13 protein-coding genes are annotated in these 12,737 nt (G+C 65.5%); 5 read left to right on the forward strand and 8 right to left on the reverse strand.

Annotated features, from left to right (window positions below; translation table 11 throughout):
- Window positions 1-77: 77 nt before the first annotated feature.
- Together GA0061099_RS24855 and GA0061099_RS24860 are read right to left on the reverse strand one after the other, a co-directional pair.
- Entirely contained in the window at window positions 78-1,145 is a 1,068-nt protein-coding gene (locus GA0061099_RS24855) for an endo-1,4-beta-xylanase (RefSeq protein ID WP_036011740.1), read from the reverse strand.
- Entirely contained in the window at window positions 1,142-2,230 is a 1,089-nt protein-coding gene (locus GA0061099_RS24860) for a glycosyltransferase (RefSeq protein ID WP_036026767.1), read from the reverse strand. Before GA0061099_RS24860 ends, GA0061099_RS24855 begins: the two co-directional genes overlap by 4 nt.
- A gap of 279 nt (window positions 2,231-2,509) precedes the next feature.
- Here GA0061099_RS24860 and GA0061099_RS24865 point away from each other — a divergent pair, with 279 nt between their 5' ends.
- Together GA0061099_RS24865 and GA0061099_RS24870 are read left to right on the forward strand one after the other, a co-directional pair.
- A complete protein-coding gene (locus GA0061099_RS24865) occupies window positions 2,510-3,946 on the forward strand; it encodes a lipopolysaccharide biosynthesis protein (RefSeq protein ID WP_074448096.1) in 1,437 nt (478 codons plus the stop codon).
- Between the two features lie 262 nt (window positions 3,947-4,208).
- Entirely contained in the window at window positions 4,209-5,750 is a 1,542-nt protein-coding gene (locus tag GA0061099_RS24870; protein WP_036026748.1) for a L,D-transpeptidase, read from the forward strand.
- 29 nt (window positions 5,751-5,779) lie between these two features.
- Here the strand turns inward: GA0061099_RS24870 and GA0061099_RS24875 are convergent, their stop codons facing one another.
- From GA0061099_RS24875 to GA0061099_RS24885, 3 genes are all read right to left on the reverse strand, one after another.
- A complete protein-coding gene (locus GA0061099_RS24875) occupies window positions 5,780-6,592 on the reverse strand; it encodes a class I SAM-dependent methyltransferase (protein ID WP_036026746.1) in 813 nt (270 codons plus the stop codon).
- An 89-nt stretch (window positions 6,593-6,681) separates the two neighbouring features.
- Window positions 6,682-7,221 (reverse strand): VOC family protein, encoded by a 540-nt coding sequence (locus tag GA0061099_RS24880; protein WP_036026743.1) that lies wholly within the window; start codon window positions 7,219-7,221, stop codon window positions 6,682-6,684.
- Window positions 7,222-7,246: 25 nt separating this feature from the next.
- A complete protein-coding gene (locus tag GA0061099_RS24885) occupies window positions 7,247-8,251 on the reverse strand; it encodes a Bug family tripartite tricarboxylate transporter substrate binding protein (RefSeq protein ID WP_050995989.1) in 1,005 nt (334 codons plus the stop codon).
- Window positions 8,252-8,350: 99 nt separating this feature from the next.
- On the opposite strand from GA0061099_RS24885, the gene GA0061099_RS24890 reads away from it, so the two are divergent.
- Genes GA0061099_RS24890 through GA0061099_RS24900 form a run of 3 tightly spaced genes read left to right on the forward strand, consistent with a single transcriptional unit; the run spans window position 8,351 to window position 10,434 of the window.
- Window positions 8,351-9,049, forward strand: a complete 699-nt coding sequence (locus GA0061099_RS24890) for a TetR/AcrR family transcriptional regulator (RefSeq protein WP_036026741.1) — start codon at window positions 8,351-8,353, stop codon at window positions 9,047-9,049.
- Window positions 9,027-9,587 carry a carboxymuconolactone decarboxylase family protein gene (locus tag GA0061099_RS24895; RefSeq protein ID WP_036011690.1) on the forward strand — a complete coding sequence of 187 codons (561 nt, stop codon included), beginning with the start codon at window positions 9,027-9,029 and terminating at the stop codon, window positions 9,585-9,587. The genes GA0061099_RS24890 and GA0061099_RS24895 overlap by 23 nt, the downstream gene beginning before the upstream one ends.
- A gap of 1 nt (window position 9,588) precedes the next feature.
- Window positions 9,589-10,434 carry an SDR family NAD(P)-dependent oxidoreductase gene (locus tag GA0061099_RS24900; RefSeq protein ID WP_036026758.1) on the forward strand — a complete coding sequence of 282 codons (846 nt, stop codon included), beginning with the start codon at window positions 9,589-9,591 and terminating at the stop codon, window positions 10,432-10,434.
- Between the two features lie 51 nt (window positions 10,435-10,485).
- Here GA0061099_RS24900 and GA0061099_RS24905 read toward each other — a convergent pair whose 3' ends face one another.
- Genes GA0061099_RS24905 through bufB form a run of 3 tightly spaced genes read right to left on the reverse strand, consistent with a single transcriptional unit; the run spans window position 10,486 to window position 12,708 of the window.
- On the reverse strand, window positions 10,486-11,025 hold the full coding sequence (locus GA0061099_RS24905) for a DoxX family protein (RefSeq protein ID WP_036026738.1): 540 nt from the start codon (window positions 11,023-11,025) through the stop codon (window positions 10,486-10,488).
- Window positions 11,022-11,804 (reverse strand): HvfC/BufC N-terminal domain-containing protein, encoded by a 783-nt coding sequence (locus GA0061099_RS24910; RefSeq protein WP_036026737.1) that lies wholly within the window; start codon window positions 11,802-11,804, stop codon window positions 11,022-11,024. Before GA0061099_RS24910 ends, GA0061099_RS24905 begins: the two co-directional genes overlap by 4 nt.
- A complete protein-coding gene (bufB, locus tag GA0061099_RS24915) occupies window positions 11,794-12,708 on the reverse strand; it encodes an MNIO family bufferin maturase (RefSeq protein ID WP_036026735.1) in 915 nt (304 codons plus the stop codon). The genes GA0061099_RS24910 and bufB overlap by 11 nt, the downstream gene beginning before the upstream one ends.
- Window positions 12,709-12,737 lie beyond the last annotated feature (29 nt).

Below are 12,737 nucleotides of genomic sequence, written 5' to 3' on the forward strand. Positions count from 1 at the left end.
ATAGCGGTTTTCCGAAAAGATCATGCTCGAACAATAATCTAAAGCGCGATGACGATTCATCCTAATCGCATCGCGCTTTAGCCGTCCTTCGTGAACTTGCTGATGACGTCCATGAACGGCTTCGGCTTGAACTCGCCGTCGAGCGGCAGCGGACGGTTCGGCTGCTTGTCCTTGCGGGCGAAGGTGCCGTTGATCCAGCTGTAGCGGTCCGAGATGCCCCAGGTCAGGATCGACCGCACCGGGCCGCTCGCGGCAACGGCCGTCAGCAAGTCGTCGACGCGCTTGGCGACCACGGCGTCGCGCTCCGCAGGACTTCCCGCCAGCTTCTGGTCGTCGACGTCGAGCTCGGTGATGAGAACCTCGAGCCCCCAGGAACGCAGCTCGGTGACGAATTCGGCGAGCCCGTGCGTGTCGATCTCAAGCTCGGCGTGAAGATGCGCCTGCAGCCCGACGGCGTGGAGCGGAACGCCCTGATCGAGCAGGTCCATGATGAGGGTGCGATAGGCCGCCCGCTTGGCGATGAACGAGTCCTTCGCCGACTCGATGTCATATTCGTTGATCGCGAGCTTGACGAAGGGGTCGGCCGCGGCCGCCGTGCGGAACGCCAGCGGAATCCAGCGATCGCCGAGATGTTGCGTCCAGAAGGTGTCGCGCCGGTCCTTCGGGCTGCGCGGATTGTCCGGGATCGGCTCGTTGACGACGTCCCACGACGTCAGCTTGTCCTTGTAGTAGGAAACGACGGTGCCGATGTGGTCGAGATAGGCGCGTTCGACGCCCTTGCTGCCCTTGATCTGCTTGGTCCAGTCCGGAATGTCGTGATACCAGGCGAGTGCGTGGCCGCGCATGGTCAGATCGTTGTCGCGCGCGAAATCCAGGATCGCGTCGGCGCGCTCGAAGGTGAACGTATGGGCGTCCGGCCGCAGCATCGGCCATTTCAGCTCGAGCACCGGCACCACCTGCGTGCAATAGGTGCTGATGGCCTCGCCGAGCCGCGGATCGGCTTGCAGGTCCCAGAGCGTGGCGGCTGCGCCGTAGCCCGGGCGGCGTTGGACGCGTTTCGAGGCCGGCACCGCGGACGCCGATGCGCCCGCCGCGAGCGTTGCGACACTGCCGAGCAGGAATTCGCGTCGGTCGAGCCCGGTCACGCGTGCCGCTGCATCGCGGCTTCCGCGATTTCGTAATAGTGAAGCGCGCCCTTCTCGAGCGTCAGGTGGTCCAGCACATAATCGCGCGGCGCGAAGCCTCCCGCCTCGACCTCTGACCAGAAACGGCCCCAGCCCGCCGCGAAGCTGCCCGCATCAGTGAAGGTCATGCCGCAGCGCGCGTCGAAATAGGGCACCGAGGACACGTTACCCTCGTATCGCACCTTGTCCGGGAAATATTTCGGATCCTGCCAGGGCCCGCCGCGATCCCAGGCGAAGACGGGCACGCCGCTCGACAGTGCTTGCTGGCAGGCGATGCCCTGGCTCTCGTGCTCGCAGAGGAAGATCATGCTGCGGCAGCGCGCCAGCGCGGTCTTGTAATCCTCTTCCTTGTAGTGCCCGTAGCGGATCGTTTCGACCGTGCGTCCGCTGGCTTCGAGAAACTTTCGGATCGGCTCGATCAGCTCCGGTTGATACCGGTCGTAATCCCAGCGGACCTTGTCGTAGAGCAGCACGTCGATCTTCTTCTGCGCGGCCGGCGCCGGGACCCACAGATCCGTCTCGATGCCGACGGGCCAGGCACCGACATGGGGCCAGTGCGGACGGAACATGTCGGCATACCAGGCGCACGGCAACAGCACCTGCCTCACGTCGAGATCCTCTAGAGTTTCTGGTGCGTCGATTGGATGGTCATACATGGCGACGCCAAGCAGCAGTGGATTCTTCCACTTGAACCAGTCGAGCACGAACGGCCGGCCGATGATGCAGGCCAGTTCCTCCGGATGCTTCCGAATGTAGCGATAATCGTTGACGCGGTAGCGAATGCCAAGCCGATCGAGACCTGCGCACAGATTGAGCAGAACGCGCCGCTGTCCGCTGATGAAGGACTTGCCCAGCAGCAACCGGCGCAGCAGCGGCCGAAGGTGACGGTCGCCGGGAAACCAGCGGTCGTCTCGTTCCTCGAAGAAGAGGTTGAGGACCATCCTGTCGCGGCCCTTCGCGCCGGGATACGCCGGAGCCGCGGGAGCAGTGGTGGTTCGACGCGGGAGGGAGGTCGATCTCGCCCGTGTTCGTTCGACAACGTCCATATCAGTTACATCAGTGCGTCGGAGGAGTCGGGCGACGTTTCGCTATCATTGCTTCTTTTCTGTGATCGCGCCCGCTCCTTCAAGGACAGGGCAAATTTAACGCTAACGCGCGATAACCGCGTGCTCGCTCCATTAGCGATCCGATTTGCAGGGTTATCCGGCTATCCTTGACTTGTCCTTGACCTATCCTTGGCAATGCCAGCGGCGAGCCCCGATTGTCGCACCCAATCGTCTTAACGATCCGTTAATCCTGATGGCCGCCCACGGTCCCGTGCTCGCATGCTGAACCGCCATTTCTCGATCTATCTCGTCGCCTACATCCTGCCTGCGGCGGTGGGCTTCTTCGCCGTCACGGCCTATACGCGGCTCCTCAGCCCGGCGGAGTACGGCGTCTATGTCGTCGGCATCAGCCTTGCCGGGATTCTGGGCGCGATCTTCTTCGCCTGGATCAAGCTGTCGGTGTCGCGCTATCAGGCGATGTCGGCGGAGGTCGATTTTCGTGGCACGGCAATCGTCGCCTTCGCGCTCACGGCCGCGGTGCTCTGCGCCACCACTCCGCTGGTCGTCCTGTTCCGCAGCGATGTCAGCGTCGAGCTGCTGCTCGCCAGCATGTTCGTCGCGATCATGGCCAATGCGGTCGATGTCGGCCAGGAGTTCGAGCGCGCTAAATTGCGCCCCTACCGGTTCGCGGCGATCTCGATCGTGCGCAGCGTCTCCAGCGTCGGCTTCGGTCTTCTCGGAATCTGGCTCGGCTGGGGTGGATTGGGGCTGCTCGCCGCATTCGGCCTGGGGTCGCTCGCCGGCATCATCCTGAACCTCGTCGGCGACCGCACCGGGATCGCGCGATTTCAGCGCAGCCAGTTCATGCAGCTGGCGCGCTACGGCCTGCCGCTGACGCTGGCGGGATTGTCCGTGGCGGTCTATTCGGCCTGCGACCGCCTCATTGTCGCTTATCTGCTCGGCAAGGACGCTGCCGGCATCTTCGGCGTTGCCGCCGATCTGCCGCGCCAGTTCATGGTGATGATCGCCTCCAGCGTCGCCGCGGCGACCGTGCCGCTGGTGTTCCGGTCGTTGTCCGAGAACAACGGCGAGACGACGCGGGAGCGGCTGACTGAAAGCCTCGAGCTGCTGCTCGTCGTGGTGGCGCCCGTTGCGGTCTGGCTTGCGCTTGCGGCGGACCAGGTGGCCGGAACGCTCGTCGGGATCGACTTCCGCGCCGGCGTCTCGGCCCTGTTGCCGACGCTGGTGCTTGCGCGGCTTTTCGGCATCGCCAATCAGTTCTACGTGCAGATCAGCTTCCAGCTCGCCGAGCGGCCGTTCATGCTGGCGGCGCAATCCTTCCTCACGCTGGTGATCAGCGTGATCCTGATGTTCGCGCTGATCGGCGGCTACGGCCTTTACGGGGCGGCGCTGGCGACGCTGGCAACCGAGGCGATCGGCTTCCTGGTCGCACTCGTCCTGATGCATCGGGCCCATCCGGTCCCGTTCGAGCTCAATCGCCTCGCCGGCGTTGCCGCCTCCGCAGCATTGATGGCCGCCGCGATCCTTGTTGCGCGCGCGCAAGCGGGCGGCACCGGCCTCGCCTCGCTCGTCATCGTCAGCCTCGCCGGCGGCCTTGCCTATGCGGCCGCGGCCTGGCTGCTCAATGTTGCGAACGTGCGAACGTTGTCGCTGCGTTTCCTGCGAACGTTGGACCGCAAGGCTCTCGGCGTCTAGCGGAAGGGCTATTCGCGCGTCCGTACGGTCGCACCAAAAGGTGATCCGGACATTCTGCCGCAGCGATTGAGGCCAGCTCCGGCTGCCCTCGGCTGACGGCCGCCTTCCGCCTCCGCGAGGCGTCGTATATGAGAGATTTGTCGTCCGAACGTACCGAATCCCGCCACAGACGGAACGTAAGGCGACTGCAATTTCTTAATGCAACGATTCCAATCTGACACGTGAGCGATACCAGCCGACTGGCAGCTCGACCGAGGATGGCATGAAAAACCGATCGACGACGGCGCAATCCATCAGGGCGGTGGGGCGCCGGGGGCCTGCCGGAATCATGGCGCTCGTGGCGGCGGCGACCCTTGCGGCGGCCACCCCGGCGATTGCGGCCAAGCAGCAGCGCCAGGTGGCCGAGGCAGTCGCGCCGCGGGTGGCCGGCGATCCGGTCATGGCGATCGTGTCGATCAAGAGCCAGCAGGTCACTTTCTACGATGCCGACGGCTGGATCGTGCGCGCGCCGGTATCGACCGGCACCACCGGACGCGAGACGCCGGCTGGCGTCTTTGCCATCCTCGAGAAGAACCGGGAGCATCGCTCGAGCCTTTATGACGATGCCTGGATGCCGCACATGCAGCGCATTACCTGGAACGGCATCGCCCTGCATGGCGGACCGCTGCCCGGCTATGCCGCCTCGCACGGCTGCGTGCGAATGCCGTTCGGCTTCGCCGAGAATGTGTTCGACAAGACCTATATCGGGATGCGCGTGATCGTCTCGCCGCATGACACGGTCCCGACGGAATTCTCTCATCCCTCGCTGTTCGTGCCAAAGCCGGAGGCCATCGCGGCCGTGCCCGGCCGGGCCGACAAGCTCTCCGCCGAGGCGGAGGAGGCCACAAGGGCGGCCGACGAGGCCAAGAAGGCTGCGTCCGCCGCCGCGAAGGAAGCCGCCTCGCTCCCGGCCGCGTTGCGCAAGCTGGAACAGCAGAAGACCCGCGCCGATGCCGAGCTCGCCTTCGCCGACAAAATGCTCGCAAATGCCAAGACGGATCAGGCCCGCGCCAAGGCCGAGGAGCTGAAGCAGAAGGCAGCAACCAAGGCTGCCGACGCGGCGACGCAGCTCGAGGCCGCCAGGGCCGCCGCGCAGCCGAAGCGCGATGCGGTGGCTGCGACCAAGGAAGCCGCGAAGACCGCTGCGGCCAGAAAGACCGAGGCCGTGAAGGCGGCGACCGACGCGAAGCTCGCGGGCGAGCCGGTCTCGGTCTACATCAGCCGGGCGACGCAGAAGCTCTATGTGCGTCGGAACACGCACAAGCCGGCGCCCGACGGCGGCGGCGAGGTGTTCGACACCAGCATCGAGGTCCCCGTCACGATCCGCAATCCCGAGCAGCCGATCGGCACGCATATCTTTACGGCGATGGCGAAGACCGGGACGGGCCTGCGCTGGAGCGTTGTCACGATCGAGAACGGCGATGAGGCCCGCAACGCACTCGACCGCATCACCATCCCGCAGGACGTATGGGACCGCATCGGGCCGACCGCGTTGCCGCGCTCCTCGATCGTCGTCTCGGACGAGCCGCTGAGCAGCGAGACCAATTACCGCACCGAGTTCGTCGCGGTGCTGAGCAACGAGCCGCAAGGCGGCTTCATCACGCGCAAGCCGACCGCGCCTGCCATGATCGCCAGCGATGACGGCTGGGACAACGGCTTCGGCTTCTTCTACCGCGATCCCTACGTCCAGCCGGCCAACCCGCGCCGGCGCAGCCAGTACCAGTACTATCAGCCGGCGCAGCCGTTCCAGCGCGGCTTCTGGTAAAGGACGCGCCGCCTCGGCCAACGCCCCTGCTACGGGCGGGCCTCGATCACGATCGCCTGGATCTTGCCCTCCACCGGACCGGATCCATGGCGGGCCCGGATTGCCTCCGCAACCGTATCGGTCGCAGCCTGAAGCTTGCCGGCATCCCGTGCCTCGATCTCGCTGCGCAGCGGCGTGCCCTGGCAGAGCGCAATGGCGACATCTTCGGCTAAAGGCGCGCGGCTGATTTCGGATCGGGTTTCGATCGAGATGTCGCGGAAGCCAGCTCGTTCGAGATCGCTCCTGATGACGGCCTTGTCGTGATAGCCGTGCGGCGTCCGGACCATGAAACGCGGCGGATCATTGGGAAACAGCTTCTCGAGCGCGACCGTTGCTTCATGCGTGAGCGCATTCTCCTCGATGCGATCCCAAACGTTGAACACGAACGTGCCGTCCGGCTTCAGGACGCGCCTGACCTCGCCATAGGCCTTGATGCGGTCCGGAAAGAACATCGCGCCGAACTGGCAGCAGACCACGTCGAACTCGGCGTCGCCGAAGGGCAGGGCCATTGCGTCCGCCTGGCGCCAGGTGATGCGATCGTCATTCGCCTGGCGCTGCGCTGCGACCGCGAGCATCGGTTCGTTGAGGTCCGTTGCAACGTATCGAACGCCGCGCGGCAGCGCCGCCGCCACGGCACGCGTCACCGCACCGGTGCCCGCTGCGATCTCGAGCAATACAGCGGGAGAGCGTGCGGCAACGCGCCTTGCGATGTCCTCCGCATAGACGGCGAAGATCATCGGGACCAGATACTCGTCGTAGATTTTCGGAATCGAGCCGGCGAAAACCTTGTCAGTGTCGGGCATGCTAGCCTCGCTGAAGGTTCGGACACGAGGCCACGTTACCATGGTTTCCCGCAAGAGCCAGCAACGGCGTACATTGCGGGCAATCGGTTCTACGATCTCCCGCCGCCGACCTCGCGGATCGGCCGCGTGCCGTCCCAGTTCAGTGCGGCCTGCCGCACCTTCTCGAAGAACGGGCCCTTGGTGCCGCTGATGTCGGAGATTTCGATCACCGTGCCCGGATGCGCCTGCGTGTCGAAATAGGCAAAGCGTCCCTTGTTGCCGCCGATCTGGCCCTCATGGCCGATCCGATAGCCGAGCCCGAGCGCCTTGTCGTAGAGCGCCTGATAGTCGTGGCTCCAATACGACATGTGCTGGAGCCCTTCGCGCCCGGCATCGAGAAATTCCCTGTAGAGCGAGGGCGCGTCGTTGCGCTGCTGGATCAGCTCGATCTGGAGATCGCCGGAATTCGCCAGCGCAATGCTCATCTCGACGGCCGAATCCCGGCCGCGATGCCGGAACCAGTCGGTCTTGACCCGGTCCATGTAGTACCAGGGGCCGACGCCCATCACCTCGATCCAGTGCTTCATCGCGGCGTGGATGTCCCGCACCACATATCCGTTCTGGCGCACCGCGCCGAAGATACGGCTCATGCCCGCGCTCCTGTCGTCAGCTTGCTCACTTGACCTCGATGCCCGCGTCCTTGGCAACCTGCTTCCAGGCCGTGATGTCGCGGGCGTTGATGTCGCGCTGCTCCTCGCCGGGCACGAATTGCGGCGTGATGCCGAGCGCCAGCAGCTTCTGCTTCACGACCTCATCGCCAAGGGCCTCCTTCAGGGCCGCCGACAGCTTCTGCGTGATCGGCGGTGCGACACCGGCCGGCGCATACATCGCCCAGGACAGGCTGCGGTCGAACGCCACGCCCTGCTCCTTGTAGCTGGCGATTTCGGGCAGGCTCGGCGACCGCTCGCCGCAGGCGGCCAGCGCCTTGATCGAGCCCTCCTTCACCAGCGGCGTTGCGGTGGCAACGTCGAGCGTCGCGAGCGAAATGTGGCGGCCGAGCAAATCGCCGGCCAGCTTTGCGATGCCGTTGAACGGCACGTGGTCCATCCTGATGCCGGTCTGCTGCATCAGGATCTCCGCGCAGAATTGTCCGGTCGAGCCGACGCCCCAGCTGCCGTACTGGATCGGCTCGCCCTTCTTGGCCAGCGCGACCAGACCCTTGATGTCATTGGCGGCAAAGTCCTTGGTTGCCACCAGCATGATGGAGGAGACGCCGACGCGCCCGATCGTCGTGAAATCCTTGATCGGATCGTAGGGCAGTTTTGGATAGATCGCGGGCGCCAGCACATGCGTGGTCATGCCGCCGACGGTGATGGTGTAGCCGTCATTGGCGGAAGTCGCGACCATCTGCGTGCCGATCGTGCCGGCGGCGCCGGTGTGGTTCTCGATATAGATGCTCTGCCCGAGCGTCTTGCCCATCCTGTCCGCAAGCAGCCGGCCGACTACGTCGCCGCCGCCGCCGGCCGCGTAAGGCAGCAGCATCCTGATCTTGCGGGTGGGGTAGGCGGCAGCATCCTCGGCGCGGGCGGACGGCGCCGCTGACAAGATCAGCAGCAATGATGTGACGATGCGAAGCGCTGCGATGGTTTGCGCGGGCAAAAGGCGAGCGTGGCTTGCCATGGCATTCTTCCCCAATTGCTCTCCGCTTATCGAGCGGAGTTAAAACGAACGATCGTTCGTACGGTTGACTAGCGAACGAGCGTTCGTTAGTCAAGCAGCATGGCTGTCGACACCTCCAGCGCGGCTGAAGCGGCTGCGCCCACGACGCGCGAGCGCATCCTCGCCGAAGCGCTCAACCTGTTCGCGCAGAGCGGTTATGGCGGCGCCTCGATGCGCGAGCTCGCGCGCCGCGTCGGCATCCGCGAGAGCAGCCTCTACAACCATTTCCCCGGCAAGGCGGCGATCCTCGAGGCGATCGTCAGCGAGCATGGCCCGGCCAGCTCGGCGAGCCGGCTGGAGGAGCCGCGCTACAAGCAGCTGGCGCGGCAGCCGGCGGAGTTCTGCCGGCAGTTCGCGCTCGACCTCGTCGAGCAATGGTCCGATCCGCGCGAGCACCAGTTCCAGAAGGTCATCACCGCCGAGCGCAACCGCGTGCCAGGCATTCGCGCCAAATTCGCCGATCATTTCTACGCGCGCGAGCAGAGCCTGATGACGGATTATTTCCGCGGCTTCGCGCTCGCCGGCCTGATCTCGACCACTGATCCGCGCGAGACCGCGCGGCTGTTCGCCGCCGGTCTGATCTACATCCGCCTCGAGCATTACGTGATGGGCGCGGTGCCGTCGCCGCGGCCGAAGGTGATCGAGGCGATCGACCGCTATCTCGCCTTCTTCCTGTCGCTGATCGCGGCAGGTCAAGACGCCGACAACAAGAAGCGAAAGCCCAAGGGAGAAATGCGTGGCAAGGCTGCCCCTGATTGATCCGGAGACGACGAGCGGCGACATTCGCGCCTCGTTCGACCGCATGCCGGTCAAGCTCAACATCTTCCGCATGATGGCCCATGCCGAGGCCAACATGATTCCGGCGATGCGGCTCGGCAATTCCATCCTGCACAAGCAGAAGCTCAGCGCGGTCAACCGCGAGCTTCTGATCCTCCAGTCCGCCCAGCTCGAAGGCGGCGCCTACGAGTGGCGCCAGCACGTGCCGATCGCGCTCGGCGTCGGCTGCACGCAGGACCAGATCGACGCCGTCGAGCGTAGTGACTACGACGCCGCCGGCCTGAGCGAGGCCGAGCGCGCGCTGCTGAAGTTCGGCCGCGAAGTGGTCGAGAACGTCCGTGTCCCCGAGACCATCTTCGCGGCCGTGCGAAAACATTTCAGCGACCAGGAAATCGTCGAAGCCATCGTCGCGCTCGGCTTTTACATGATGATGGCGCGCCTGACCGAAGCAACGGAAACCGATCTCGATCCCGCCGCTGGCATGAAGGTCTATGACGGCGGCAAGAAGCCAGGCGGCTGAGATGGCGGACACCGAGAGCAAGCCGGAGCGTTACATTCGTCCGCCGAGCGTGGAATCATCCGGAGAAGCGCCGGGCAGGGGGCGCCTCAAAGGGCGCCGCATCCTGATCGTCGGCGGCGGCCAACGCGTGTTCGACGCAGCGAGCGATCCAATCGGCAACGGCCGTGCCATGAGCATCCTGTGCGCCCGCGAGGGCGCCAAGGTCGCGGTCGCCGATCTCAACCGCAGCTCCGCCGAACAGACGGTGAAGCGCATCACGGATGAAGGCGGCGACGGTCTTGCCATCGCGGCCGACGTCACCTCGGAGGCCGACGTCGTCCGCATGATCGACGAGGCGCGCCGCGCCATGGGCGGGCTCGACGGCATGGTGCTGAACGTCGGCACATTCGGCAAGGTCGGGCTCGATGCCGTCAGCCCCGAGGAGTGGAACAAGATCTACGACGTCAATGTCCGCGGCCCCATGCTGTGCTGCCGCGCCGGCTTGCCGAAATTCGACGATGGCGGCGCCATCGTCTTCATCTCCTCCATCGCCGCGCTGAAGGCGGGCTCGCAGATGGCGGTGTACGATTCCTCGAAAGCCGCGCTCGGCGGTCTGATGCGCAACATCGCCCATCTCGGAGCCCGCCGCGGCATCCGCGCCAATCTCGTCTATCCCGGACTCGTCGACACCCCCAAAGGCCGCGAAGCCGGCGCCGGCCGTCCCTCCCGCGGCAAGAGCCACATCCCGTTCGGCCGCCAGGCGACAGCCTGGGAGATTGCCTATGCCGTGCTGTTCTTCCTCTCCGACGAAAGCGTCTACGTCACCGCACAGACCCTCGCAGTCGATAGCGGCCTGAGCGCAATGTAAGTGCTCTTCTGTAGCCCGGATGGAGCGCAAGCGTAATCCGGGACCGATGCCTCACCGCGCAACCTGCCCCGGATTGCGCTGCGCTCCATCCGGGCTACGGATGCGACAGATCAGATGATCGAGCGAGATGTGCCCCGGCCCGTAAGCCATGAGGGCAAGCGCCATCGCCGCCCAAGTGAGGTGAATCGGCCAGCCGTCGGGCACCGTGAGCTCGACGATCACGGTCATGAACAGCAGCCCGAGCGCGGCGAACCGCGTGCCCAGTCCCAGCACCAGCAGGATCGGGAACATGATCTCGCCGGAGCCCGAGAGAAAGGCCATCACCGTCGGGGCCGGAAAGTGATAGGGCCCGCCGGGCAGATGCAGCATGAATTCGTCGCTGAACAGCGTCACCGCGGTGTCGTTGAGCTCGAGGAAGCCGCTCCATTTGAGCAGGCCCGAGCGCCAGAACGGCACGGCCAGCGCGAGGCGCAGCACCAGCTGGACGAGCGATGGCACCGCGAGCGCCTGCACCAGATGATTGGCTCTGTCGATGAGTGCTCCGGGCGACGGCAGGCCGCTGGCGGGCGTCATGGGCTGCTCCGTGATCATGATGGGTCTCCGCAACAGAGCGAGGTGAAGGCGCCGGCTTCGATCAGCCCGGCAATATTCGCGGCAATGTCGAATTCGCTCGCCGCTTCCAGCGCTGCCGCAGCGGCTTCGCCGAGCGGCCGGCCCGACATGAGATGGTGCGCGAAGACCGCTCCGCCGGGCGGAAGGCGGCGCACGGCGACGTCGAATTCGCCTCGCGTGATCAGGGCATCCTCCGGCGTCGAGGCATCGATCCGCATAATCGGTGCGTCGTCGCGGTTGGCCGCAAAGATCGTCACGGCAGCGTAATTCGAACGCAGGCACCGCGCGGCCGGGTGCGGAATGAAAACCAGATCAGCCAGGCGGTCGGGCGTCACCGCCGAGAGCCGGGCCGGCGACAGCGGGATGGCGTCGGCGGCGTGATAGGCGTCGAGCCAGGCCCGCTCGAGACGCGCGACGTCGCCGAGCCAGGGCAGATCTTGCGCATGCTCGTAGGCTTCGATGAAGTCCGGAAAGTCGCGGCCATATTCGAACAGCAGCGGCGATGTCGGCGGATTGCTGCGCACATGCAAGCGCGCCATCGCGCGGAAGAAGTCGACGCCGGTGATGCGCTGCACCGCCGGATAGATTGCGGCGAGCGCGTCGATCAGGCTGACCGTGACGTTGTTGCGGTAGACGTCGTAGCGCCGGCCAGCGGCCTTGCCGTTCGGGCCGGTCACGAGCTCAGGCGTGCTGCGCGCCGGATCCAGCAGCGCCGGCGCGAACGATGCGGCAAAGCACAAACCTGGTTCAGGCGGCATGACGCTCTCCTGCCGGCACGGCGGACTGATGGCGGTCGAGGATCGCCTGGGCGGCAGCGGCTTCCGCTTGCAGCACCGGCCAGTCCGGAATCTTGCTGTCCCATTCGATCAGCGTCGGCACCGGCCCGCGGCGGCGGATCACGATCTCGTAGAGTTTCCAGACGGCGTCGGCCACCGGGCCATCGTGGCTGTCGATCAACAGCAGGTCACCTTCGTTGTCGGCCTGCTCGGCATGCCCGGCGAGATGAATTTCCTCGACGCGCGACAGCGGGAAATCAGCGAGGTAGTCGAGCGCAGAATATCCATGGTTGGCCGCGGAGACGAACACGTTGTTGACGTCGAGCAGCAGGCCGCAGCCGGTGCGCTCCGCAACGGCGCGGATGAACTCGGTCTCGCGCATCGAGGATTCGCGAAAGGCGAGATAGGTCGACGGGTTTTCCAACAGCAGCGGCCGCCGGATCGCCTCCTGCACCTGATCGATGTGATCGCAGACGCAAGTCAGCGTCGCTGCCGTGTAGGGCAGAGGCAACAGATCGTTGAAGAAGCTGGTCTCGTGCGTCGACCAGGCGAGATGCTCGGAGACCAGCGCCGGCTGATAGCGCGCGACCAGGCCGCGGAAGCGCGCCAGATGCGCCTTGTCGAGCGGCCGGGGTCCGCCGATCGACATGCAGACGCCGTGCAGCGAGAGCGGATGATCGCGGCGGATCGCCTCCAGCGCGCGATGCGGCGGCCCTCCCGCGCCCATGTAGTTCTCGGCGTGGACCTCGAAGAAGCCGCGCCGATTCTTTGCCTCGAGGATTGCCGGGAGGTGCTCGGGCTTGAAGCTCGTCCCGGCAACGCCGCCGATCGGCGTTGCGAAGCGGAGCGGCAGCGCTGCTGGCGGGGCCGGCTTGATCGTGCTCATCGTGCTGCTCCGTTCGCGCTTGCCGTTGC

Source organism: Bradyrhizobium yuanmingense (assembly GCF_900094575.1).
Lineage (GTDB): Bacteria > Pseudomonadota > Alphaproteobacteria > Rhizobiales > Xanthobacteraceae > Bradyrhizobium > Bradyrhizobium yuanmingense.

Coding starts and splice junctions, on each gene's coding strand:
- GA0061099_RS24865 (WP_074448096.1), top strand. CDS start 2,510: ATGCTGAACCGCCATTTCTCGATCTATCTCGTCGCCTACATCCTGCCT.
- GA0061099_RS24905 (WP_036026738.1), bottom strand. CDS start 11,025: ATGATCACGGAGCAGCCCATGACGCCCGCCAGCGGCCTGCCGTCGCCC.
- GA0061099_RS24870 (WP_036026748.1), top strand. CDS start 4,209: ATGAAAAACCGATCGACGACGGCGCAATCCATCAGGGCGGTGGGGCGC.
- GA0061099_RS24880 (WP_036026743.1), bottom strand. CDS start 7,221: ATGAGCCGTATCTTCGGCGCGGTGCGCCAGAACGGATATGTGGTGCGG.
- GA0061099_RS24910 (WP_036026737.1), bottom strand. CDS start 11,804: ATGCCGCCTGAACCAGGTTTGTGCTTTGCCGCATCGTTCGCGCCGGCG.
- GA0061099_RS24875 (WP_036026746.1), bottom strand. CDS start 6,592: ATGCCCGACACTGACAAGGTTTTCGCCGGCTCGATTCCGAAAATCTAC.
- GA0061099_RS24860 (WP_036026767.1), bottom strand. CDS start 2,230: ATGGACGTTGTCGAACGAACACGGGCGAGATCGACCTCCCTCCCGCGT.
- GA0061099_RS24890 (WP_036026741.1), top strand. CDS start 8,351: ATGGCTGTCGACACCTCCAGCGCGGCTGAAGCGGCTGCGCCCACGACG.
- bufB (WP_036026735.1), bottom strand. CDS start 12,708: ATGAGCACGATCAAGCCGGCCCCGCCAGCAGCGCTGCCGCTCCGCTTC.
- GA0061099_RS24900 (WP_036026758.1), top strand. CDS start 9,589: ATGGCGGACACCGAGAGCAAGCCGGAGCGTTACATTCGTCCGCCGAGC.
- GA0061099_RS24885 (WP_050995989.1), bottom strand. CDS start 8,251: ATGGCAAGCCACGCTCGCCTTTTGCCCGCGCAAACCATCGCAGCGCTT.